This is a genomic window from Rickettsia sp. MAE-05, assembly GCF_057319745.1.
Window position 1 is genome coordinate 124486 of sequence record NZ_JBLTIO010000002.1, and the last position, 22446, is coordinate 146931.

A 22446-nucleotide genomic window follows, 5' to 3' on the forward strand; every position below is an offset into this window, starting at 1 on the left:
AATGCTAGGCTTTGCAAAGGTTTTTAATTGATTTGTTATTTTGAGATATTTTTTAGTGCAAATCAAATCTTTTTAGAGATCTTCACAGAACCTAGATTGCCACGCTCCTTTTAGTCGCAGCCTTGTTGCATGGCTCGCTTATGTCATTCCCGCATAGGCGGGAATCCAGAAAAAAAGTATAAATACAGCAAGTTTTTGAAATTAAAAGCTCGATTTATCTCGCTTTATGCTGGATTCCCGCCTATGCGGAAATGACACCGAGGGCATTTTTTAAGCCGTGCAACAACGCCTTTAGTCGCTCGCAATGACGATATAAACTTTTTCTAGGCAATGCCGTAACTTGCTATTGGCTTTAAATTATTAATAACGTTATATAGTAAAAGGGATAATAAATGGTAGCGAGGGAGGGATTTGAACCCCCGACACACGGATTATGATTCCGTCGCTCTAACCAGCTGAGCTACCCCGCCAGGGGAGAAGTGTTTATATAATTTATTAAGATCGTAGGCGTTCTCGTATAGACTTGTTTATCTTATTCCCGCATGGTATCGTTGCGAGCAGTCGTAGACTGCGTGGCAATCCAGAAAAACAATAAAAAAAATGCTAAGATTAGCATTTTTTACTGGATTGCTTCGTCGAATTACTACGTAATTCTTCTCGCAATGACGGAAAACTAGTCCGCACAACAAGACCTTCCCGCCGTTGCTGGAATGACATTGAATAGGTTTCTCAAGCCATGCAACAACGACCAATATCTTAACGTTTAGAGAATTGTGTTTTCTTACGTGCTTTACGTTGTCCGTATTTCTTACGCTCTACTACCCTAGAATCACGCGTTAAAAGACCGCCTTTACGCAAAATAGCATGAAAATCCGGAGCAGATTTATCTAAAGCTTTAGAAATTCCATGTAAAATAGCACCTTTTTGTCCTGAAATTCCTCCACCTCTAACAGTACAAATTACATCATACTGATCAATAGTTTTTGTTAAGACAAACGGCTGTAAGATAGTTTTCACATAAGTTTCAGAAGGAAAATACTGGTCTATTGTTTTTTTATTAACAACTATTTTTCCTTTTCCTACTTTAAGCCATACTCGTGCTATAGCATTTTTTCTTTTACCTGTAGCATAAAACTTGCCTGAATTATCTATTTTTTCTTTAGGAGTTTTTAATACCGGTTTTAAAAGCTCTTTAGTTAACTGCTTTTCTACTTTTTCTGTTTTAATTTTTAACTCGGTCATATTCTATTACTTTTTATTTTTTGGATTTTGGCTTGCAAAATCATAAACAGTAGGTTGCTGTGCCATATGAGGATGATCACCATTTGCATAAACATACAAATTACTCATTTGCTTAGCACCTAAAGTATTTCTTGTAATCATTCTTTTTACGGCCATTTTAATAACTCTCTCAGGGTGTTTACCGCTTAAGATTTTACCTGCCGTAGTATCTTTTATCCCACCTGGAAATCCTGTATGTCTGTAATATATTTTTCCGTCTTTGGGATTCGCTTTTTTACCTGTTAATTTTACATGCTCTGCATTTATTATGATTATATTATCACCACAATCTAAATGAGGTGTAAAGCTAGGTTTATGCTTACCGCGCAGCATATTAGCAACTCTGCTAGCGAGTCGTCCTAGTACAATATTTTTTGCGTCTATGACCCACCATTTCTTTTCAATTTCCGATGGCTTTGCCGAGTAAGTTTTCACAATAGTATCTATTTTAATTAGAATTTAAAATTAAAGAATCAAGAAACATATTTAATAGCATTAATACCCGCTATCTGTCAAGCTAAATATAATTTATTTACTTCCGAATATTATTTTTCTATCGGTAGAAAAATATAAATTATTATTTGCCATTAGCCCATAATAACGAATATTTTTTATAATTTTGACAATATGAGGCATCATGTTTAATCCATTATTATCAACATCAAAACTATATAAAACACCGTTAACGGAAATAACATTTAAACTTCGCTTATTGTTATTATCAACTCCAACAAAAGGTACTAAAAAAGTAGCAGATTTTAGTTTCTTAGGATCTTTTCCATCATTTAAATCAGCTAAAAACTTTACTTTCCCTGTTTCAGGATTAAATGCTGCTATTTGTCTAGCATTATTTGTTACAAATAGGCTATTACCGATTAAAGACATTGATTGAATATCCTCGGCATTTACCTGCCAAATCACACTACCAGTTGCTATATTAAGCTTAATAAGCTTACCAAGACCGGTCGCTATATACAGATTCATATTATCATGAACGGGGGTACATAAAATACTTGATTCGTCAAAATTCGGTATAGCTGTACGATCATTAAGATTTGCAAACTCAAAATTCCATCTTACTTCACCGTTTTTTATATTTAAGGCAAGCACTTGACCGGAATTATAAGTTACTATTACATTATCATGCTGTACTATCGGCGTCATAAAATAACTAGCCGATAAAACTTCCGCTAGGCTTTCATGTTCCCATATGGTTTTTAAAGTTTCTGCATTTAAAGCAATAGTTTGATTACTGATAGTTTGCACTAAGACAGTATTATCATCTAGCACAATAGGCTTAATTCTAATAATATCCGGAAGTTCTTTTCTAATTATTTCATAACCTGATTTTGCATCTAGTACTACTAACAGCCTTGAACCGTATGTTACGTATAATTTCCCGTTATGGTGTAAAATTCCGCCGCCTATATAATTATCTTTTTTATGTCTACTTAAATTATAAGACCAAATAATCTTATTTTTCTCTATAGAAAATGCAGAAATATTCGATCTAATATCTAATGTATAAATCATATCGCCTATAAAAATCGGCTCGGTAATCGTTTTGCTTCTAGCAAAACTATACTGTTTATTCTTAAGCATATTTGCATTAAATGTATATATATTTGCATTAGAATCTAAATATATAGGCTCATTAGTCTGAATTTCTAATTTAGGAGTCAACTCAACAATATTTTTTACCCTTTTTGGTCCAAGCCCGTTACATGAAATTAAAATAAAAGGTAATAACAGAAGTGCTATTTTTTTTGTCATATTTTTCCTTAAGTACAAATTATTATTTATTTAAATTTACAAGCAATGCTTTAGCCTGATCTTTTATTAGATCAGATACATTATTTGAAATTAATAAATTTTTTAGATTTTTTTCTGCTTGCGGTTTCATATTATTCTTAATATCCCACATAGCTTTTATAATAGTTGCCGTAGCCCAAAAAGGTTTTTTCTCGTCATCAAAATAGTTTAAATATTTTGTCAATTTTTCTTTATCTTGAATATCTAGATTTTGATCATCAATAACAAGACCACACCATGAAATACGTGCATAAGAAGTAGAAATTTCGGAATATTCTTTATTTTCAATAATTTTATTAAGCAGGTCTTTCGCTTCTGAATATTTTTTTTCCGAAATCTTTATGGCTACTTGTTCTAATGCAGCTATTTCTTTAATTTTAGTATTACTAGTAGTAACTAAATTCTCTAAAGTATTAAAAGCTAATTCTTCATTATCTTTTGTTGCTTCCAAACCAACAGTCTTAACAAGAATATCTCCGTTTTTTTGGTTATTTTTAACTCTTTTATCCTTATTATTATTAATAACAACCATTATAGTAATAGCTATTATAGAAATGATTATTATTATAGGTAAAAGCTTTTTGAAAAAAATTAACCTTTTTTCTTCATTTTGATCACTCAGTACTTCATCTAAAATATCAGTCATATTTTATTATTTTTACAGCCAAATTTAATCTTAGCATCTTCTGCCATTTTCTTGGATGCGGCAGTTCTATTAGTTGGAAATTCCTTATCAAGCTTAGCAAGCATATTACAGGCTTCTGTCGTCTTTTTTAGCTCGCCTAAGGAAAGTGCTAACTTCAATAACCCATCAGAAGACTTTGTCCCTTTCGGCGACTCTTTATAGCCTTTTAAATAGTTAACCGCTGCTCCGTTATAGTCTTTTTGTTTAAAAAAGCATTCCCCATACCAGAAATAAGCATTACTAATTAGCGAACTGTTAGGATATTTTTGGATAAAATTTTTAAATTTATCTTTTGCTTCAGTAAGTTTATTATCTTTATAAGCAGCAAGAGCCAAATCGTAAGCTTGCTTATCAGGAGCTATATCCTTATTAACCGCAATAGGTTTTTTAGGAGCATTATCCGGCATATCTTTAAGCAAAGCTATATCAAAAACATCTTGTTTTTTTGAATCACCGGCTTCTAAAGCTTCAGTATTTTCTTCTTGATTTGGAATATTTGAGTTCTGCGTTAGCATATCAATTTTATGCTGTAAAACCTCAACTTTACCGATTAGCCTTCTGATTTCTTGTTCCTGTTCATCTAGTCTATTTTCAAAATCATTATTTGCTGCATATTTTAAAGGCTTTCCTTTAATAGTTTCGCTTTCTCCAAAAGAAAACATAGAAAATAAAAAAGTAAATAATAAGATAATAAGCTTCATATATTTTTTAAAAATTTATAATTTTTTTATAATACCGAAAAATTTTTAATATTCCACACAATTTTTTATATTTCGGAATTACCTAAAAAGGTGCTTTTGTTTTATACAACACTTAATAAAGACCTTATTGTCATTCTATCTCAAAAAATTCTTTTTAGGCAATATACTTACGAGTAAATGAAGAGTAGGTATACGAAGCTCAATTTGGAAAAGAGCAAGGCGTTTTGAAGCTTTTAACCGCAGCGTACATACTAGTACGTGAGGATTAAAAGCAAAAAACAACGAAGCCAATTTTTCAAATTCAGCGAGTATACTTATATTTCAATACTACCATCATATGTAAAAGTTATTGTTATGGTGGTACCTTCATTTATCTTACTTTGCAAATCAAATTTACCGTTCATAAGTTCAACCAGCTTTTTAGTAAGCGGCAGCCCAAGCCCGGTACCTTCATATTTTCGACTAAGCTCACTATCAATTTGACCGAACGCCGATAAAGTTTTCGGGATATCTTTTTCCTCAATACCGATGCCGGTATCTATAACTTTTATATATACTAATTTTGCTAACTCATCTTTTTCAAGTGCAATAGTAACACTTCCTCCGGAATTTGTAAATTTCACGGCATTTGATAAAAGATTTAAGAATACTTGTTTTAGCCTCTTTGGATCAGCCTTTATAACCACATGCTCTTTCGGTAATTTACTAATTAAAGCTACTTCGGCTTGATTAGCACGAGGCTTAACAAGTATCAGCGAAGAACTAATTAATTTATTTAAATCAAGATCTATACTATCTACTTTTAATTTATCGGCAGAAGCTTTAGAAAGATCTAAAATATCATTAATCATACTAAGCAAATGTTTACCGGCATCATTTATATCTTTAATATAATTTTTACTTTTTTCTGCATCTCTTTCCGACATAAGAATCTCCGAAAAGCCTATTATAGCATTAAGTGGTGTACGCAATTCATGACTAATATTAGCAAAAAACTTTGTATTTGAAGAGCTGGTTTTTTCTACTTTTACTATTTGAGCTTTTAAATTTCTATTTGTTTCAAGCTGCTCCTCAATAATTTGTCTAGCATAGTTAGTATTACTAATAATTATAGTGCAGAATATTATAAAAATAATGATAAAAGTTATAAAAACTTTTTGCTCAAGAGATGTTATATTTTGCCACTGGCTGGTAATATTAGTGTTAATCTCAAATACTGCATCTACGGGAAAATCTAAATTATTATCTATAACAGGGATATAGCTAGTAACAAAAGAAGCTTCTTCTATTGTTAAATCACTTTCATTTTCTATTACTACCCTTGGTAATAATATATGACTTGTAATACCTTCAAAAGCATCTCGAAGCGGAGCTTTTGAAGTAAAGGATTTTAAAAAAAATTTATCGATTTTTGCGGTAAATATCTCAACCAAGCTATCATCTTTATAATTGTCTACACTATACATATGTAACATATTACTAGTGATGAATTTATTACCTTTGAGATCGTAGAGAGAAATATTAATATTAAGATTGGTGAACCATTGAGCGGTAATCTTTGCAAAATTAATAAAATCTTGATCTTGTAATAGTTTTAAATAATCGAATTTATGTAATTTACTGATTACGTTCTGATGAGTATTCCAAATATTATCAGTGTAAAGTTCTACAATTTTAGTATGTTCCAAAGCCACTTGTTTTACTATCATTTCTTTTATCATAAAATAACGATAAAACATCATATTTATGACAATATTAAGAAATAATATAATAAATGACAATCTTATTATATACTTATTATGGTTCATTACGAGACCTAGTAGTTATTTTTAGCTCAACGGATGTCATTCCTGTGGAAAGCTTGCTTACATACCAAATCGTCATAAGCTACTCAACTAAAGGCATTGTTGCATGGATACTGAAAGTCGTCATTGCGAGGAAATTACGAAGTAATTGACGAAGCAATCCAGTTAAAAATTCTGATTTACAGAATTTTTTTTATTATTTTTCTGGATTGCCGCGTCGCCTACGGCTCCTCGCAATGACGACTCGGCATCCATGCAGCAAAACCTAGAATGACATTATCCTCTCTACTTATCTTCTTGTTTAACTTTCTCTTTCGTTTCCAGCTTCTTATTAATAATCAACCCTGTAATTACATCATAAGCACGAGCAAATTGATAATCTTTTTTGTATAATTCTGATAATTCATTCTCTTCTTGTTTATTATTTTTGGCTTTTGTTTCTTTTTTGCTATCTTTATTTTTAGATGAATTATCTTTATTTTTTTCATTATCATTCTTTAAGTAATTTTTTAAAGAACTTTCTGAAAAACGCTTATCTATTTTTTTCACCTCAGGATATTCGACTTTTGCCGGCTCAATTAAAATATCAGGCTCTATTCCTTCTGCCTGAATAGAACGACCGCTTGGGGTGTAATATTTAGATATAGTGAGTTTTACGGCAGCCCTAGAATTGATTTGCGTTAAAGCCTGAACTGATCCTTTACCAAAAGACTTAGTGCCAAGTATTATTGCTCTTTTATGATCTTGCAAAGCTCCGGCAACTATTTCCGAGGCAGAGGCAGAATTACCGTTTATTAAAACTATCATAGGTACTTTGGGAGCTTTTAACGAAAACTCATTTGCTTTAGTCTCGCTATTACTTGATGTAGTTCTACCTTTTGTTGTTACAATTACACCGGAATCAATAAAATAATCACTAACGGCAATAGCTTGATCTAGTATACCTCCGGCATTATTACGTAAATCTAGAATTATACCTTTCAGGTCATCTTTACTTTCAGTTTTTAACTTCTTTACTGCTGCCTTCAACTCAGAAATTGTTGACTCATTAAAAGTAGTTATACGTATATATGCAATATTATTTTTTTCTAAATGTGCTTTTATCGGCTTGATTTTTACTATTTCGCGAGTAAGCTCTAGCTCTTGCGGTTTTGCCTCTTCTTCCTTAATTATCAACAATTTAACCTTAGTACCAGGCGTACCACGCATCTCTTTTATAGCTTTATTAGGTCCAAGCGTAGAGACTAACTCGTCATTCACGCCTACTATATAATCCCCGCCTTTAAGCCCTGCTTTAAAAGCCGGTAAATCATCAATAGGCGATATTATCTTAATTGCTCCGCTATCATACATTATTTCAACACCGATTCCGCCGAATTCACCTTTTGTAAAAGTAAAAATATCTTCTAAATCCTCATCGGTGTAATAACTTGAATGAGGATCAAGAGAGTTTAACATACCGTTAATTGCTTCATCTATCATTTTTTGCCTATCCGGAACTTGTACGTAATCCTTTTCGATACGTTCAAATACGTCTTGAAATTGCTTATAAGCTTCTTGATTTGATATTTTATTTTCAGTTTCTTTTTCTTCTTCTGCAAATGCACAAATAGAATTTATAATAAAAAATAGTGTTATAATTAAACGTAATAACATAATACTCCGTATGTGTTTAATTTTGTAGTTAGAACGTCATTGCGAGGAAATTACGAAGTAATTGACGAAGCAATCTCAAGGAGTATTACTTCATGAGATTGCCACGTCGCTTCGCTCCTTGCAATGACGGTTTTGGGCATCCACGCAACAATGCCATGTGGGAATGACATCAGTACTATTAAATATCCAATTCGTTAATAATCTTATCCATTTTAACTAAAGCCTGTTCATAAATAAATTGAAATCTTTTTTCCGGCTTTTTGCCCATTAAATCATCTACTATTTTATCGACATTTTGAAAATCTTCTAAAGTCACTTTTAAAAGCGATCTTTTTTCCGGATGCATAGTAGTTTCCTTTAATTGTGCAGGCATCATTTCGCCGAGACCTTTAAACCTACCTACTTCAATTTTAGCTTTACTAGCTTTCGATAATTTATCCGTTAACCTAGCTTTTTCCTCTTCATCGCCTGCATAATAAGTTTTATTAGACTGCGTTAAACGATAAAGCGGAGGCTTAGCTAGATATAAATGCCCCTCTTCTACCAATTTCGGCATTCGTAAAAAAAAGAAAGTCATTAATAACGAAGCTATATGAGCACCGTCAACATCTGCATCAGTCATAATAATGATTTTTTCATAACGCAAATTTTCTTCTTTATAATTCTTTAAACTACCGCAAGCAAGAGCTATTTCTAAATCTTGTATTGCTTGATTATTAACGATTTTCTCAAGCGTAGAACTCGCAACATTTAGAACTTTACCCCATAGCGGTAATACTGCTTGCGTTTCTCTATTACGAGCTTGTTTTGCAGAGCCTCCTGCCGAATCACCCTCTACAATAAATAATTCCGTCCCTCCGGGCGTAGTTCGTGTGCAATCAGCAAGTTTACCGGGTAAACGTAATTTTTGAGTGGCATTTTTACGGGAAATATTTTTTTCGTTTTTCTTACTTATTCTAAACTCAGCAATAGCAATTACATGCTCAAGTAAATTAGTAGCTAAAGCTTTATCGCTACTAAGGAAGTGGTCAAAATGATCTTTTATTATATTCTCAACCGGTTTACTTACACCGTTTGACACTAATTTTTCCTTAGTTTGTCCTTGAAAAGACGGCTCAGCTATAAAAATAGAAAGTACGACACTTGCGGTTTCTAAAATATCCTCAATAGTTAGATTAGCAGCTTTTTTATTTCCTATCATTTCACCGTATGCTTTAAGCCCACGTAAAACAGCTGACTTAAGACCTTGCTCATGCGTTCCTCCTTGAGGAGTCGGAACAGTATTACAATATGATTGAATAAATGCCGAGTTATCATTATTTTGCCAACAAATCGCCCATTCAAGTTTTATCTCGTCCGGCGTAGACTCTATATTACCTGAAAAAATTTCCGGAATAATTAAATTATCTAAAGTTATTTTTGAACTTAAATAATCTTTTAAACCGTTCGGGAAATTTATTAATGCCTTTTTAGGTATATCTGACGGCACTTCTACTTCGCATTCCCATTCTATAGTAACACCACGATATAAATAGGCTTTTGACCTTGCAAGCTCATAAATCTTTTTAGGATTAAAATGTAATTTTTCACTAAAAATTTCCGGATCTGGAGTAAAATTTATTGATGTACCTCTTAGCCTTTTAGATGCTTCTTCACATATTAAATCAGTTAATTTTTCTCCTTTAGAATAACTTTGGCTATATAATTTACCTTGTTTATAAACCTTTATTTCTAAATGTTTAGATAAAGCATTTACTACCGATATTCCAACACCATGCAATCCGCCTGCAGTATGATAAACATTATTTGAGAATTTACCTCCTGAATGAAGAGTAGTTAAAATTACTTCTAAAGCTGATTTGTCAGGAAATTTAGGATGATTATCAATAGGAATACCGCGACCGTTATCAAATATAGTAATACTATGATCTTGATGCATTTTTATCGTGATGATACTTGCAAAGCCGGCGACCGCTTCATCCATAGCATTATCTAGCACTTCAGATACTAAATGGTGCATAGCATTTGAATCAGTACCCCCGATATACATCCCCGGTCTTTTACGAACAGGCTCAAGCCCCTCTAATACTTCAATATCTTTTGCACTGTAATTATTATCGACTAGCTTATTTTTCTTTTCTTTGTTAAAGCTGAATAAATCGCTCATATATTAGAGATTTAATTAATTATTTTCTTTCCTAAATTAAACTATTTAACATAGAAAAGCAATTAGGCTTTAAAGAAATTGTTAGTATTAATAGAAACAGTTGATAAGATATCTAAAAATTTAAAAAATAGAATAGTTAATATGAAGTTCTAAACTAAGTATACATAATTTACTTAATAAGGTTCTATTACTTATAGAATCAAATTAATTAATATGCTATATAAATATGTTTATTATTAATTATTTCAGCTTTCAAATATATGATTGATATATCAACAAATAAAGGTGTTAATCATGCCTTGGTGGAAGAAAAAAGACCACCTATATATACAGCACTAAAATATTGGGGCAAAAAACCACATAATATTTGGGCTGAATACATTAAAACTTATACTCCAGAAAATGGGATTTGCCTTGATCCATTTATGGGAAGTGGAATTGCTTTTTTTGAAGCAATTAGACTTAATAGAAAGGTTATCGGTTTTGATCTTAATCCATTAAGTTCTTTTATAGTAGAAGTACTAACCTCAAATTTTGATAAAAAAAATTTGAGATTGAAGTTAGAAATATTATTGACTTTGTTACACAAGATGAAATTTATAAAAAAATTGGTCGTGCCTCCGTATTGCAGTTTAGAGTAAATAGTCTATAATCCTCAAACAGTAATAAGAGAGAATTATAGTTAAGGAGTTATGGCAAAAATAGATGTTAAGTGTAGATATTGTAACAACACAGAAGAAGTAATAAAGTCAGGATATTCAATTTCAAAACAACAGAGATATCAATGCAAGCGGTGTAATCGATATTTTCAATTGGAGTATATTAATAATGCATCTAAGCCTGGAGTTAAGGAGCAAATAGTAGAAATGTCAATCAACGGCTCTGGAGTTAGAGATACAGTAAGAGTATTAAAAGCGGGTATCAATACAGTTATCCGTGTTTTAAAAAAATCTAGTATTAAAAACAATAAATCATTCTATCAGTACAACAAAAGTAATTATTGCTCCTGAGATAGATGAACAATGGTCTTATGTACAGAATAAATCCAGACAACGATGGCTTTGGTATGCCTTGGATAAGATTTCGTTAAAAGTAGTTGCTTATACGTTTGGTACAAGATGTGATAGCACATTAGAATCATTACTGAAAAAACTAGAGAATTTCAAGGTGACTTTTTACTATACAGATGGATGGGGGAGTTATGCTAGGTTATTAGACCCTAAAAAGCATATTATCAGTAAAAAATACACTCAACGGATAGAACGAAGTAACTTGAACCTTAGAACGAGATGCAAGAGGCTTGCACGTAAGACAATCTGCTTTTCCAAGTCATTGGATATTCATGATAAGGTTATTGGTACTCTTATTGAACGTATAGCTTTTTAATAGGCGTAACTGCAATATGGAGGCATGACCAAATCAATTATACCCCTTAGCTTTGATTAACATACAAGCTATGTTAGCGTTTCCTTGAGCTAACGCAATATCTAACGGATATTGGCATTCATCGTTTAGAGTAGAAATTTTAATACCTCGTATGACCAAAAATTTTGCTAAATAGTAATTATCGTTATAAATAGCAGCAGTTAGTAATGTTTCACCGCTTCTACTTTTTTCTTGCAATATTGGATAAACGTCAAGTAACGCACGCAACCCAAAAAGATTGTTTCTATCAACTGCTCTAAAAGCATTATCTACTGCCTTACAATAAGATAGATTGGCATAAATATCTTTCTTTTTATTTATATCATTATCATATTTAATAAAACTCTCTACAACTTTTCTTCTTTCAGCACTTGCTATCCATTCTTCTTTCTTTTGGAACAGCTCTATATATGCATACATATCCATCTGCTCTAAATTAGCCTGTTCTGTTAGTTTACCAAGAACTATATCATCATCAGGTAAAAGTAACATTTGTGTTTCATCTTTAACGAATTTTGTTGTTGATTCCGAGGTTTCATTATTCACCTTATCATCCTGTTTTTGAATCGTGACATTTGAAGAGCTTACCGGAGGTGATTTCTCTTGATTATTTGTAGTTTGATTATTATTGACTTGCTTCTCTAAAGTCTGAGGTTGATTCGGCTTCACTACAACAACCGGTATAAGCGGCGTATTCCAATCTTGTTTTTTTGGGACATCTGAAACAGCAACAAATGTCTCTTGAGAGTTATTTATTTCCGCCGAAGAATCAGTTGTAGGAACTACTTTAGACGGAGTAGTAACGGGTGTATTTGGGCTAGGAGGTGTTATAGGCTGTGTAGAAGGTTGATTTGTAGGCATTACCGGAGGTGCAGGTACGTTACTAGGTACTGCCGGAGTTTCTGCAGGAGGTACCGTTGTCGGCATAGTACTAGGGGTAGTAGTATCTTGGATTACCGGCGGGCTAACCACAGGCGGAGAAACAGCAGGCATATTAATAGACGGTGTTGCCGGCGATGCTACCGGTGTTACGCTTTCTTCCTCTTTATTAGCATCAGGAGGTGGATTAAGCGGAATAGGCTTATGCACAGGCGGCAAATTGGTCGATTTATATATTTGCACCGGTCGCTGCGGAGGCACTACATAACTTCCGGCTTGAGCCGGAGGCATAGATACTATCGGTCTCGGTACATTAGGAGTTATAATATTAGAAGCTAAATTTGTATCTTTATGCTCATTAAAAGCAACTTCTTCCTCATGTATTTCATTACTTATAGCACTAGGTAACTTTGCACTACCAATATCTATAAAAGGTTCAGATGTTTCCGATTCATTAGGTGCTTGTTGTGTATCCGGTGTGTTATCATGAGAAGCTAAATTTGTACTATTTTCATGTTCGGTATTTGTATGAACATCATTACTTGCAGCACTAGGCAATGTTGTATTACCAACATCTATAAAAGGCTTAGATGCCTCGGTTTCATTAGATTCCTGAATGTCATGAGAAGCTAAATTTGTACTATTTTCATGTTCATTACTTGCGGTGGCACTAGGCAACGACGTATTACCGGTATCTATAAAAGGTTCAGACGCATCAGCTTCAGTATGCTCTTGTGAAGCTAGCTTTAGTTCTTCTTGATTAGCTGCTTTAGTTTGCTCATTTGGCTGTTTAGGAGAGATATTTTTCTTTTTTGATTTACTAAAAAATTGCTTAAATTTATCAAAAAAAGAAATATCGGAATTAGAACTAACATCCTTGTCTTTAGTATCTATTTCGGCAGCCGGTAATGATGGCGGCAAGGGCGGAGGGGAAGCATAACTTTGCACTGCAACCAATAACAGATTGATAAAAAATAATATCTTACATAATTTATTTAACATATGTTACCTTGTCATTCCTGCGAAAGCAGGAATCCATATTATGTTGATAATTTAGGTTTTTTCTAGGCTCTGTGAACATTTCTAATTGATTTGCTATTTTGAGATATTTTTTAGCGAAAATTAATAAGATTTTTGAAGGAATAGTTATTCATATTTCAAAAAAATCTTACAATTTACAGCAAAAAATAGCCAAAATTAAATCTTTTCAGAAATGTTCACAGAGCCTAGATTCCTGCTTTCGCAGGAATGACATATAAAGAGTGGTATAACAATGACATTACACTCCCCTACTTCCTACTATTCTGCACCAATTTCTTTATTTCAATTTCTACTAACTCTTTAACAAGTACAGGTAGATTTTTATCAAGCCAAGCTTTAAGTTCCGGTTTTAACATCTCAATGACTAATTCTTCAAGTGCATTTTTAGATGAGATATTATTATCCAGCTTTTTATCTTTAATAGTATCGGTAAAATTTTTAAAAATATCACCTACCGCTTCAGCAGATTTAGTTGATATTAACTTTTCTTCCTCATCTTGATTTACTATTTCCGTTAGTTCTAATATATCTTCATCTTCACTATCATTTTCATAAATAGGATTTTTACGCTCGTTAATTACTCCTTTAATCGATTTTAATATGTCTTCTACAGACATATCTTGGTTCTTTTTATTTTCCTTACTCACGTTAGAAACCTATAAACATTTTCTTTTTAATAGTCTTAAACTCTTCTTCAGGACTAAAATATTTTACTTTAAGTTTTAAACTTTGAGCCGTTAGCTCGCCGGTTAACAATTTCATTTGATATGCCGCAAGTACTGAATTCTTATACGCATCCACACGAGTTATTTTTGCTTCATACAATTTTTGCTCAGCATCTAAAACATCGAGGATAGTTTTGGAGCCGACTATTTCCTCTTGCACTGTACCGTCATATGATATTTGTGCAGCCTCCACGCCTTGATTAGCTGCAACAATACGAGATTTTGCTGCTTCAAATCCTTCCCACACACTTACAACACCCGCTTGTGTCTGCTTTATCGCACTATCAAGCTGAACTGCACTACTTCTTGTTTGGTTTTTAGCCGATCTGATTCTTGAATATTGAGCTCCTCCATCTGGATAAATAGGTATATTTACCGAAAGAATAGTAGTATAGCTTTTATTGTTTATATTTTGAACAGCTGGATCTTGTGGATTATAGTTAGTTCTACCTGATTGCAACTTTACGCTTACTTGCGGCAATAATTTTCCTTTCTGCACCATTTCCAAAGCTTTCGCCGAAGTTACATTATGTCTTGCCGAATCAATATCAGGATTTAACTTAGCGGCTTTTTTTGTTAACTCATCCAATGAAGCAGGTAATCTATCAGGTAAATTAGGCATAGTTATATCAGTAGCCTCTATTCCGAATACTCTAATAAAATTTGCTTTTTTTCCTTGAAAATCGGCATAGGCAGCTAGTTTATTCGTTTCTGCCGCTGCAAGCCCTGCTCTTGCAGTTGCTATATCTATTACCGTTGCTTCCCCTAGTCTTAATTTCTCTTCAACAGTGTTAACTTGTTGTATGTTAGTACGAACTCTACTTTCAGAAATATCATATTTTTCTTTGCTCTCAAAACAATCAAGATAAGCAGTTATTAAATTTAATAATATTTTTTGTTCGCCAGCATAATATTCGCCTCGTGATGCTCTAAACCCTGATTGAGCAGCTTTAAGAGCCGCAACACTAGAACCACCGCTAAATAATGATTGCTCAATTGTTAATGCACCTTGATTGCTATCTGTCTCTTTTGGAGTAAGACCAAGCCTATCAGTATATTTTTTATTATATTTAGTCTTACTATTTTGTCTATTAATCTGCAATCCAGCACTAGGCATAAATCCTGAGAAAGCTTGAGGGAACTGCTCAATCGCATTCAAAAACTTAATTCTAGCAGCTTTCAGCTCCTCATTATTCTTATATCCTTCAGTTAAAGCTTCCTGCAAATCAACAGCAGCAGCCGAACCGGTTAGTAATAATGTGATAATAAATGTAGTTAATTTACGCATAAATTTTTTGAATAATTGATAATATGTTAGTTAGATTAGTTTAATCTTTCAAGAATATACCTATATCCTAATAAAACAATATAAATCTATTGTAGCAATGTTAGCACGTAATATAACAAAAATTAATCTCAAGGGCAATGATAACTATTTTACATTTTATTTTACGGTTATAAAGCTTTAAGATTAATTAATATTTGGTAACAAAATAATAAATTTTATGTCTATAATTAATTTTTCTAGTTTCAGCGGATTAAACAAAGAGCAACAAGAAGAACTACAAAGACTGTTAATAAAATTAAAAGGTTTTACAAAATCTTTGAAAATGAATGTAAAAGATTTGGAAGATCATTTATTTTATATTTTACAAAATTCTTTAAATGAATTATCTCACACTGAAAATATCGATATAGAGAAAATAGAAAAACTTTTTAATAGGACAATCCAAGAATCTCTAGCTACTTTATCTGAAGCACTTGAGAAAGCATATCAAGAACAGTTAAAAACAAAAGATATCTTTTTATTTGACGGGATTATTGTAGAAAAATGTTTAAACGTTTTAGAACAAGTTTTAAAATTTCAGCAAGAATTAGATAAACTCTATCCAGGGGCTTCTAAAAAAATTATAGAATCATTAGAAAATATACTAGTTGGAGTTATATCGACTCAAATACCGATGCTTGTAATATTTATACAAATAATCGGTATACTTGAAAAAGTAAATAACCTCATTGATTCGGAAAAATTATTACCGAAAATAACAAACTTGCACAATGATATAAAAGAAATGAGGCAAAAGACTAAATCTAATGACCAGATTGAAAACCTTTATGAACAAGCTAAGAAAGTTGCCGCAATTTCAGAAATCTCAAAGGAATCGCCTCGAAAAATTATTGAAATAGCAAATAAAAACCCTAATAACAGAGCTTCACTAGAGAATGTTGCAAAAGCTGCTAAAGCTATACCAAAAAGCAAAGATGAAGTAGAAGAAAAAATAGCAGAACTAAAAAGTAATATTGAAAATGCAATTCCGCAAGATATAAATATTGACAAATTAAACTCTGTAAAGAATACTATTTCGGATAATCTAAATGAAGCTAAAACAGAATTATTAAAAGTATTAAATCCGGAAGCTTCTTTTGGCGAAAAGATAGAATCCTTATGTAAAGCCGCAGAAAAAGCTACGGAAATTGCAAGCGACATAAAAAAAATAGTAGGAGTAATACCAGGAAGTAAAGAACTCGGAAATGTTATAAGTCTAGCAATAAAAACTAACTTATTACCGCCTCCGGTCTTAGCAGTTGCAAAGCTAGCTCCTGATATAGCTAACTTAGTTAATATAGGTAAAGCAGTGGTTATGATGCTTTCTAAAACACAAAACTTAACTCAACAACAAGGAAGAGCAAAATAGTGTCTAATTCTAATACTCATATTTTAATTGCCATAGGTTGCTTAGCATTATTATTAATATTTTTAATGTATAAGAAAATAGCAGCACGTAAAAAAAATATATTACCTACTGAAGGAGGTAATATTGATGATTCGCCAAATGTTGCCCTTAATAGTCAAAAACCGGAAAATAAAAAGCTGACATTACAAGAAAGAATAGAATTATCTTGGAAATTCCTTTATGACATCACGGAAGTTATTTTAAATAAATTCTCTAAAGAAGATGTTATTCAAGTGAATAAATGCGGTCAAGTTTTATTTGAAAACGGCGTTAGATATGAACATGTAGTCGATCTTGCAATCCCTCAAGTCAAATCTCATACTCAAGCAGTTGAACAAGAACAATCTAAAGGTAAAAAAGCCTTAGGGGTGTAACTCTTTGCTTTAAAAAGTAGTATTTTATACTTCTTTTTAAAGCAGGTTTAAAATCAATACTAATATAACTATTTAGGAACTCATTCCTAAATAGTAAGCTTTTTTAGGAATAAACTTCGATTAAGTTAGATTATAAAAGGCAGCATTCTTAGCTAAGTAGGTAAATTTTATTTAAACTATGTCTAGCATATATCTTGTTACTATATCGTTTAATAAAAGTAAGCAATTCTTACTAAAGGATTATGGAAAGACTTGGCATTTACTTTGTAGTTTTATCGGTTCTTTATATCAAAACGGTAATATATTAAATAATGGAGAATTTTTTAGTCCCACAAAAAATAAACTGGTTTTTTATGCAGTAATTCCTAATAAAGATGCTTTGCATGCTTCACATTTAAGCTATCAGGCATTGAAAGATAAAGATGAATTAGAGCAATTGGGCGTAATAATTAGTTATAAAATAACAGCAGACTATATTAGTGAAACCCCTATTGATATTGAAGAAAATATTGAAAATGCAAAATTTCTCTATTTATATCCTATTTCATGGTCAAAAGCTTATGAAAAGCAGCTTGTATTACGTACAGATGAGGGGATATATCTACCTTTATATATAATAAATGATAAAGACCGATATCTCGGAGGAACAATTACCTCTTGGAAAAATGATTATGCGGCGGCTCGCAGATTATGGCTTTCAAGCTATAAAAAATTAGAACCGTTAATGGAAAGACAATTAGCAGAATTAGACAGTGATATTTCTATAGAAGGAAGAAAAATTAGTAAGCGAATACAAAAATGTTTAAAAAAGAAAGTTTTTTATCCTATAGCAGAACCGGTATCAGGAAACTCATATGCACGTTCTAATTATTCAAATTGCCCATCTTGTAAAAAAGATTGGCAATTAAAAACAACATTTCATGGAATATTTGATTATAAATGTAATAAATGCCTTTTATTAGGTTATGAACTTCATAGTTAGTTTTGTTTCGTTAGCGTTCATCTTGTACTTTATTTAATTCTCGCTTTTTTGCGGCAAATGAAAAAATAGTAAAAATGTTTGTGATACAATCAGCCACTATACCAAATAAATTATACCAAGAATCTTGCTTAGCCTGTTCCATTTTAGCAAGTTTGGTAAAAAAATGTAATGCAAGCGGTAGATAAAGAGCAGTAAAGGCAATAATAACAGTAAATATTTTAATATTAGTATAGGCAAGAGTAATCCCTGAAAATAGTGTAATGAGTAGAGGTTTGCTTAATTTCCACTCAATAGCTTGGTTCATTTTATAATAATTATCACCTATGCCCCGTACTCTTCCGACTATAGAGCCGGAAAGATTATTCTGAAAATAAGTATACGGCAAATGAAAACAGTGATTACAAATTTTATTCATAATGCTTTGAAAGATATAAGGCATTGGGTCGTGCCTCCGTATTGCAGTTTAGAGTAAATAGTCTATAATCCTCAAACAGTAATAAGAGAGAATTATAGTTAAGGAGTTATGGCAAAAATAGATGTTAAGTGTAGATATTGTAACAACACAGAAGAAGTAATAAAGTCAGGATATTCAATTTCAAAACAACAGAGATATCAATGCAAGCGGTGTAATCGATATTTTCAATTGGAGTATATTAATAATGCATCTAAGCCTGGAGTTAAGGAGCAAATAGTAGAAATGTCAATCAACGGCTCTGGAGTTAGAGATACAGTAAGAGTATTAAAAGTGGGTATCAATACAGTTATCCGTGTTTTAAAAAAATCTAGTATTAAAAACAATAAATCATTCTATCAGTACAACAGAAGTAATTATTGCTCCTGAGATAGATGAACAATGGTCTTATGTACAGAATAAATCCAGACAACGATGGCTTTGGTATGCCTTGGATAAGATTTCGTTAAAAGTAGTTGCTTATACGTTTGGTACAAGATGTGATAGCACATTAGAATCATTACTGAAAAAACTAGAGAATTTCAAGGTGACTTTTTACTATACAGATGGATGGGGGAGTTATGCTAGGTTATTAGACCCTAAAAAGCATATTATCAGTAAAAAATACACTCAACGGATAGAACGAAGTAACTTGAACCTTAGAACGAGATGCAAGAGGCTTGCACGTAAGACAATCTGCTTTTCCAAGTCATTGGATATTCATGATAAGGTTATTGGTACTCTTATTGAACGTATAGCTTTTTAATAGGCGTAACTGCAATATGGAGGCATGACCAGGCATTGCTTTAAGTTGTGCAAAATTATGAGTACGCCAAGCTACGTCAAGTATTGCTTGTGCAGCTATAAAAACCATTACCGGTTTATAACTTTGTGCAAATGTAATTTGTTCATTTTGGGTAAACAGATCAAGCAAAAGCTTTACGGCATAATTATATAAAATAGGATGAACACCATTTGAAAACGGAGCCATCATCATAATAAGATAATAATATTTATACGGCTTTATAACCGACCATAAAAAAGAGACGGGATGAGATGTTGTTTTCATAAATTGAGAAATGTATGTCAAATTTATATTCTGTGCATTTTAAATAAAGTAAATACACAGAATATAATCTATATACTGTAAGGTACTTTTATATCAAAAGCACTAACAGGGAAATCTTTAGTATTTCTTGTAATTAATATGCTATTGGTAAACTTTGCAGTAGCCCATATTATAGCATCAGGTAGTTTAATTTTATTTTCTTTACGAAGAACTACTGCAATTTCAGCAATTTCTTCAGTCAGATTAATTATAAGAAAATTTTTAAAAAAACTTTCTATAATTTCTTGGTTCTCTTTTGATGTACCAACTAGTATTTCCATTTTAGTTATTATACTAATTTGAGGATTATTATATAAACTAATTTCTCTACGAGCTGATAAGTTTCCAAGGAGGTAGTCTATTAATATATTAGTATCAAAGGTAGCTTTCATTCGTTCCACTCATTACGTAATTTAGTCTGATATTCTAAACTATCTAGATTTTTATCTTTCCAAAGTCCAAAAGCGTTTTCAAATGCTTTATTATTGTGATCATTACTAGCAATGTAACTAGTTAAAGCTTGCCCAATAATTTTATCTCTTGATATTTTTTTTTTCTTGGATAGTTGATCTAGAATTTTAATTTGCGAATCAGCTATATTAATAATAGTTCTCATATAAGCTCCTTAGGATTTTTCCTAACTGGGATATCATATCCCTATGATACATATTATCATTATTTTATATCACATTTTAGATTTAAAATCTACAAATACTTCTCATTCTCTTTCTTAATTAACGCTATTAACTGCTCTATCGATAATACTTCCTGGTCGGTAGTTCCGAGTCTTCTTATCGTTACTTGTTTATTTTCTTTTTCCTGCTTACCGATTACGGCAATTATAGGTATTTTTTGATTAGAAAACTCACGAATTTTATAGTTAATTTTATCAGGTGAGATATTAATATCCGTTCTTACGCCATTATCAATTAAAGCTTTTTGCACTTCTAAAGCGTAATCGTTTAAATCGCTTGTGATTGTTGCAATAGCGACTTGTATAGGAGCAAGCCAAATAGGAAAACGCCCGGCATATTCTTCAATCAATATACCGATAAAACGCTCAAGCGAGCCGAGTATTGCCCTATGGAGCATTACCGGTCTTTTTTTCTCACCGCTTGCTGCAATATAGCTAGCATCGAGTCGCTCCGGCAAAACAAAATCCATCTGAAGCGTACCGCATTGCCATTGCCGCCCTATCGCATCTGTTAATACAAACTCAAGCTTCGGTCCGTAAAATGCCCCCTCACCCGGGTTTAGCGTATAAGTGAAACCTGCTTTTTCCACTGCTTCTTTTAAAGCATTCTCAGCCTTATCCCAAACTTCATCACTACCTGCACGAACTTCAGGGCGATCAGAGAATTTTACCTTTATATCGGTAAAACCGAAATCTTTATAAACTTCCGTCAGTAATTTACAAAAACTAACTGTTTCATCGGTAATTTGCTCCTCTGCACAAAATATATGAGCATCGTCTTGCACTAAGCTACGCACTCTCATTAAACCGTGTAATGCACCGGACGCCTCATTACGATGACACAAACCAAACTCTGACATACGAAGCGGTAAATCACGATAGCTCTTAATACCTTGTTTGAAAATCTGCACGTGGCAAGGGCAATTCATCGGCTTTAAAGCTAATGTCTTGTCATCTGTTTCTAACGCAAACATATCATCACGAAATTTTTCCCAGTGTCCTGAAGCCTCCCAAAGGCTTTTATCCACCAAAACAGGAGTCTTAACCTCTGTATAACCGTTTTTACGAATCTTTCTTCTTATATACTGCTCAATAGTATTATATATACTCCAGCCTTTATCATGCCAAAATACCATACCTTGAGCTTCTTCTTGAAAGTGGAATAAATCAAGCTCACGCCCTAGCTTTCTATGATCACGTTTCTCGGCTTCTTCAAGCATAAAAAGATAATTGTCTAATTGCTCTTTCGTAGCCCACGCCGTACCGTATATACGCTGCAACATCTCATTACGACTATCACCTCGCCAATAAGCTCCTGCAACTTTCATCAACTTAAAATGTTTAACAAACCCTGTAGAGGGAGCATGCGGACCTCGGCATAAATCAATAAAACTACCCTGCCTGTATAAGGTAATCGGCTCACCTGCCGGAACCCCCGCAATAATTTCGGCTTTATAATGCTCTCCTATCGACTTAAAAAACTCTACAGCTTTATCCCTATCCCATAGCTCTCTTGTTACTTTCTCGTTCTTCTTTGAAAGTTCTTGCATTTTAGCTTCTATAACGGCTAAATCTTCAGTGGTAAAAGGCTTATCACGAGCAAAATCGTAGTAATAACCGTTTTCAATTGCAGGACCGATGGTTACTTGAGTTTCAGGAAATAATTCCTTTACTGCTTCTGCTGTTAAATGTGCTGCATCATGCCTTATTATCTCAAGACATTCAGGATCTTTTGCGGTTAAAATACGAAGCTTGCAATCACTTTCAATTACGGTACTTAAATCTTTAAGCTCACCGTTTATTTCAGCAACCATTGCTGCTTTAGCAAGCGACATTGAAATTGCATTTGCTACTTCATAGGCGGTAATGTTTTTTTCAAATTGTCTTACACTACCGTCAGGAAAAGAAATATTTATCATTTTTAT

21 protein-coding genes, 1 tRNA gene and 1 pseudogene are annotated in these 22446 nt (G+C 32.6%); 6 read left to right on the forward strand and 17 right to left on the reverse strand.

Annotation, left to right across the window (positions count from 1 at the left end; all coding sequences use genetic code 11):
- Nucleotides 1-393: 393 nt before the first annotated feature.
- The 9 genes from ACNFN7_RS04255 to parE form a co-directional block, all read right to left on the reverse strand.
- Nucleotides 394-470, reverse strand: a tRNA-Met gene (locus tag ACNFN7_RS04255).
- Nucleotides 471-756: 286 nt separating this feature from the next.
- Nucleotides 757-1242 (reverse strand): 30S ribosomal protein S9, encoded by a 486-nt coding sequence (rpsI, locus tag ACNFN7_RS04260; protein WP_041078838.1) that lies wholly within the window; start codon nt 1240-1242, stop codon nt 757-759.
- Between the two features lie 6 nt (nt 1243-1248).
- The gene (rplM, locus tag ACNFN7_RS04265) at nt 1249-1716 is read right to left on the reverse strand and encodes a 50S ribosomal protein L13 (protein WP_041078837.1); all 468 of its coding nucleotides are present in this window, start codon (nt 1714-1716) and stop codon (nt 1249-1251) included.
- A 93-nt stretch (nt 1717-1809) separates the two neighbouring features.
- Nucleotides 1810-3054, reverse strand: coding sequence for an outer membrane protein assembly factor BamB (locus ACNFN7_RS04270; protein WP_485440984.1), 1245 nt, complete (start codon nt 3052-3054; stop codon nt 1810-1812).
- 22 nt (nt 3055-3076) lie between these two features.
- Entirely contained in the window at nt 3077-3739 is a 663-nt protein-coding gene (locus tag ACNFN7_RS04275) for a DUF2659 family protein (RefSeq protein WP_011271310.1), read from the reverse strand.
- On the reverse strand, nt 3736-4479 hold the full coding sequence (ybgF, locus tag ACNFN7_RS04280) for a tol-pal system protein YbgF (protein ID WP_485440985.1): 744 nt from the start codon (nt 4477-4479) through the stop codon (nt 3736-3738). Before ybgF ends, ACNFN7_RS04275 begins: the two co-directional genes overlap by 4 nt.
- Nucleotides 4480-4793: 314 nt before the next feature.
- The gene (locus ACNFN7_RS04285) at nt 4794-6287 is read right to left on the reverse strand and encodes a sensor histidine kinase (protein ID WP_485440986.1); all 1494 of its coding nucleotides are present in this window, start codon (nt 6285-6287) and stop codon (nt 4794-4796) included.
- 282 nt (nt 6288-6569) lie between these two features.
- Nucleotides 6570-7940 (reverse strand): S41 family peptidase, encoded by a 1371-nt coding sequence (locus ACNFN7_RS04290; RefSeq protein ID WP_041078832.1) that lies wholly within the window; start codon nt 7938-7940, stop codon nt 6570-6572.
- 178 nt (nt 7941-8118) lie between these two features.
- Nucleotides 8119-10107, reverse strand: coding sequence for a DNA topoisomerase IV subunit B (gene parE, locus ACNFN7_RS04295; protein ID WP_485440987.1), 1989 nt, complete (start codon nt 10105-10107; stop codon nt 8119-8121).
- 302 nt (nt 10108-10409) lie between these two features.
- Between parE and ACNFN7_RS04300 the strand changes: the two genes are divergently transcribed.
- Both ACNFN7_RS04300 and ACNFN7_RS04305 read left to right on the forward strand, forming a co-directional pair.
- Nucleotides 10410-10748 carry a DNA methyltransferase gene (locus ACNFN7_RS04300; RefSeq protein ID WP_485441236.1) on the forward strand — a complete coding sequence of 113 codons (339 nt, stop codon included), beginning with the start codon at nt 10410-10412 and terminating at the stop codon, nt 10746-10748.
- A 51-nt stretch (nt 10749-10799) separates the two neighbouring features.
- Nucleotides 10800-11493 (forward strand): IS1 family transposase gene (locus ACNFN7_RS04305; RefSeq protein ID WP_485440658.1). Its coding sequence is split into 2 segments (ribosomal slippage): nt 10800-11086 and nt 11085-11493, totalling 696 coding nucleotides; the frame shifts between segments, so codons are not numbered across the junction.
- Nucleotides 11494-11526: 33 nt separating this feature from the next.
- Here the strand turns inward: ACNFN7_RS04305 and ACNFN7_RS04310 are convergent.
- The 3 genes from ACNFN7_RS04310 to ACNFN7_RS04320 all read right to left on the reverse strand — a co-directional run bounded on the left by ACNFN7_RS04310 (nt 11527) and on the right by ACNFN7_RS04320 (nt 15465).
- Complete coding sequence (locus tag ACNFN7_RS04310) at nt 11527-13413, reverse strand: ankyrin repeat domain-containing protein (protein ID WP_485440988.1); 1887 nt, start codon at nt 13411-13413, stop codon at nt 11527-11529.
- Nucleotides 13414-13700: 287 nt separating this feature from the next.
- The gene (locus ACNFN7_RS04315; protein ID WP_485440989.1) at nt 13701-14099 is read right to left on the reverse strand and encodes a DUF2497 domain-containing protein; all 399 of its coding nucleotides are present in this window, start codon (nt 14097-14099) and stop codon (nt 13701-13703) included.
- A gap of 1 nt (nt 14100) precedes the next feature.
- On the reverse strand, nt 14101-15465 hold the full coding sequence (locus ACNFN7_RS04320) for a TolC family protein (RefSeq protein ID WP_485440990.1): 1365 nt from the start codon (nt 15463-15465) through the stop codon (nt 14101-14103).
- A gap of 217 nt (nt 15466-15682) precedes the next feature.
- Between ACNFN7_RS04320 and ACNFN7_RS04325 the strand changes: the two genes are divergently transcribed.
- The 3 genes from ACNFN7_RS04325 to ACNFN7_RS04335 all read left to right on the forward strand — a co-directional run bounded on the left by ACNFN7_RS04325 (nt 15683) and on the right by ACNFN7_RS04335 (nt 18268).
- On the forward strand, nt 15683-16873 hold the full coding sequence (locus tag ACNFN7_RS04325) for a hypothetical protein (RefSeq protein WP_485440991.1): 1191 nt from the start codon (nt 15683-15685) through the stop codon (nt 16871-16873).
- Nucleotides 16873-17286 carry a DUF2660 domain-containing protein gene (locus ACNFN7_RS04330; RefSeq protein ID WP_011271301.1) on the forward strand — a complete coding sequence of 138 codons (414 nt, stop codon included), beginning with the start codon at nt 16873-16875 and terminating at the stop codon, nt 17284-17286. The genes ACNFN7_RS04325 and ACNFN7_RS04330 overlap by 1 nt, the downstream gene beginning before the upstream one ends.
- 178 nt (nt 17287-17464) lie before the next feature.
- Nucleotides 17465-18268, forward strand: coding sequence for a DUF2310 family Zn-ribbon-containing protein (locus ACNFN7_RS04335; protein ID WP_485440992.1), 804 nt, complete (start codon nt 17465-17467; stop codon nt 18266-18268).
- A gap of 10 nt (nt 18269-18278) precedes the next feature.
- On the opposite strand, the gene ACNFN7_RS04340 is transcribed toward ACNFN7_RS04335, so the two are convergent.
- On the reverse strand, nt 18279-18683 hold the full coding sequence (locus ACNFN7_RS04340) for an ABC transporter transmembrane domain-containing protein (RefSeq protein WP_485440993.1): 405 nt from the start codon (nt 18681-18683) through the stop codon (nt 18279-18281).
- Nucleotides 18684-18791: 108 nt separating this feature from the next.
- Here ACNFN7_RS04340 and ACNFN7_RS04345 point away from each other — a divergent pair.
- A pseudogene (locus ACNFN7_RS04345) lies at nt 18792-19485 on the forward strand (IS1 family transposase).
- Here the strand turns inward: ACNFN7_RS04345 and ACNFN7_RS04350 are convergent.
- The 4 genes from ACNFN7_RS04350 to thrS form a co-directional block, all read right to left on the reverse strand.
- Nucleotides 19429-19788, reverse strand: a complete 360-nt coding sequence (locus ACNFN7_RS04350) for an ABC transporter ATP-binding protein (protein WP_485440994.1) — start codon at nt 19786-19788, stop codon at nt 19429-19431. The pseudogene ACNFN7_RS04345 and the gene ACNFN7_RS04350 sit on opposite strands and share 57 nt — an antisense overlap.
- 68 nt (nt 19789-19856) lie before the next feature.
- Entirely contained in the window at nt 19857-20219 is a 363-nt protein-coding gene (locus tag ACNFN7_RS04355; RefSeq protein ID WP_485440995.1) for a PIN domain-containing protein, read from the reverse strand.
- Nucleotides 20216-20443: a hypothetical protein gene (locus tag ACNFN7_RS04360; RefSeq protein WP_485440996.1), complete on the reverse strand. Its 228-nt coding sequence runs from the start codon at nt 20441-20443 to the stop codon at nt 20216-20218. Before ACNFN7_RS04360 ends, ACNFN7_RS04355 begins: the two co-directional genes overlap by 4 nt.
- An 89-nt stretch (nt 20444-20532) precedes the next feature.
- The gene (thrS, locus tag ACNFN7_RS04365; RefSeq protein ID WP_485440997.1) at nt 20533-22440 is read right to left on the reverse strand and encodes a threonine--tRNA ligase; all 1908 of its coding nucleotides are present in this window, start codon (nt 22438-22440) and stop codon (nt 20533-20535) included.
- Between the last annotated feature and the right edge of the window lie 6 nt (nt 22441-22446).

Bases quoted from the DNA above. Each gene is read 5' to 3' on its own strand.
- rpsI (WP_041078838.1), bottom strand. From the start codon at position 1,242: ATGACCGAGTTAAAAATTAAAACAGAAAAAGTAGAAAAGCAGTTAACT.
- ACNFN7_RS04270 (WP_485440984.1), bottom strand. From the start codon at position 3,054: ATGACAAAAAAAATAGCACTTCTGTTATTACCTTTTATTTTAATTTCA.
- ACNFN7_RS04275 (WP_011271310.1), bottom strand. From the start codon at position 3,739: ATGACTGATATTTTAGATGAAGTACTGAGTGATCAAAATGAAGAAAAA.
- ybgF (WP_485440985.1), bottom strand. From the start codon at position 4,479: ATGAAGCTTATTATCTTATTATTTACTTTTTTATTTTCTATGTTTTCT.
- ACNFN7_RS04285 (WP_485440986.1), bottom strand. From the start codon at position 6,287: ATGAACCATAATAAGTATATAATAAGATTGTCATTTATTATATTATTT.
- ACNFN7_RS04290 (WP_041078832.1), bottom strand. From the start codon at position 7,940: ATGTTATTACGTTTAATTATAACACTATTTTTTATTATAAATTCTATT.
- parE (WP_485440987.1), bottom strand. From the start codon at position 10,107: ATGAGCGATTTATTCAGCTTTAACAAAGAAAAGAAAAATAAGCTAGTC.
- ACNFN7_RS04310 (WP_485440988.1), bottom strand. From the start codon at position 13,413: ATGTTAAATAAATTATGTAAGATATTATTTTTTATCAATCTGTTATTG.
- ACNFN7_RS04320 (WP_485440990.1), bottom strand. From the start codon at position 15,465: ATGCGTAAATTAACTACATTTATTATCACATTATTACTAACCGGTTCG.
- ACNFN7_RS04325 (WP_485440991.1), top strand. From the start codon at position 15,683: ATGTCTATAATTAATTTTTCTAGTTTCAGCGGATTAAACAAAGAGCAA.
- ACNFN7_RS04335 (WP_485440992.1), top strand. From the start codon at position 17,465: ATGTCTAGCATATATCTTGTTACTATATCGTTTAATAAAAGTAAGCAA.
- ACNFN7_RS04340 (WP_485440993.1), bottom strand. From the start codon at position 18,683: ATGAATAAAATTTGTAATCACTGTTTTCATTTGCCGTATACTTATTTT.
- ACNFN7_RS04350 (WP_485440994.1), bottom strand. From the start codon at position 19,788: ATGAAAACAACATCTCATCCCGTCTCTTTTTTATGGTCGGTTATAAAG.
- ACNFN7_RS04355 (WP_485440995.1), bottom strand. From the start codon at position 20,219: ATGAAAGCTACCTTTGATACTAATATATTAATAGACTACCTCCTTGGA.
- ACNFN7_RS04360 (WP_485440996.1), bottom strand. From the start codon at position 20,443: ATGAGAACTATTATTAATATAGCTGATTCGCAAATTAAAATTCTAGAT.
- thrS (WP_485440997.1), bottom strand. From the start codon at position 22,440: ATGATAAATATTTCTTTTCCTGACGGTAGTGTAAGACAATTTGAAAAA.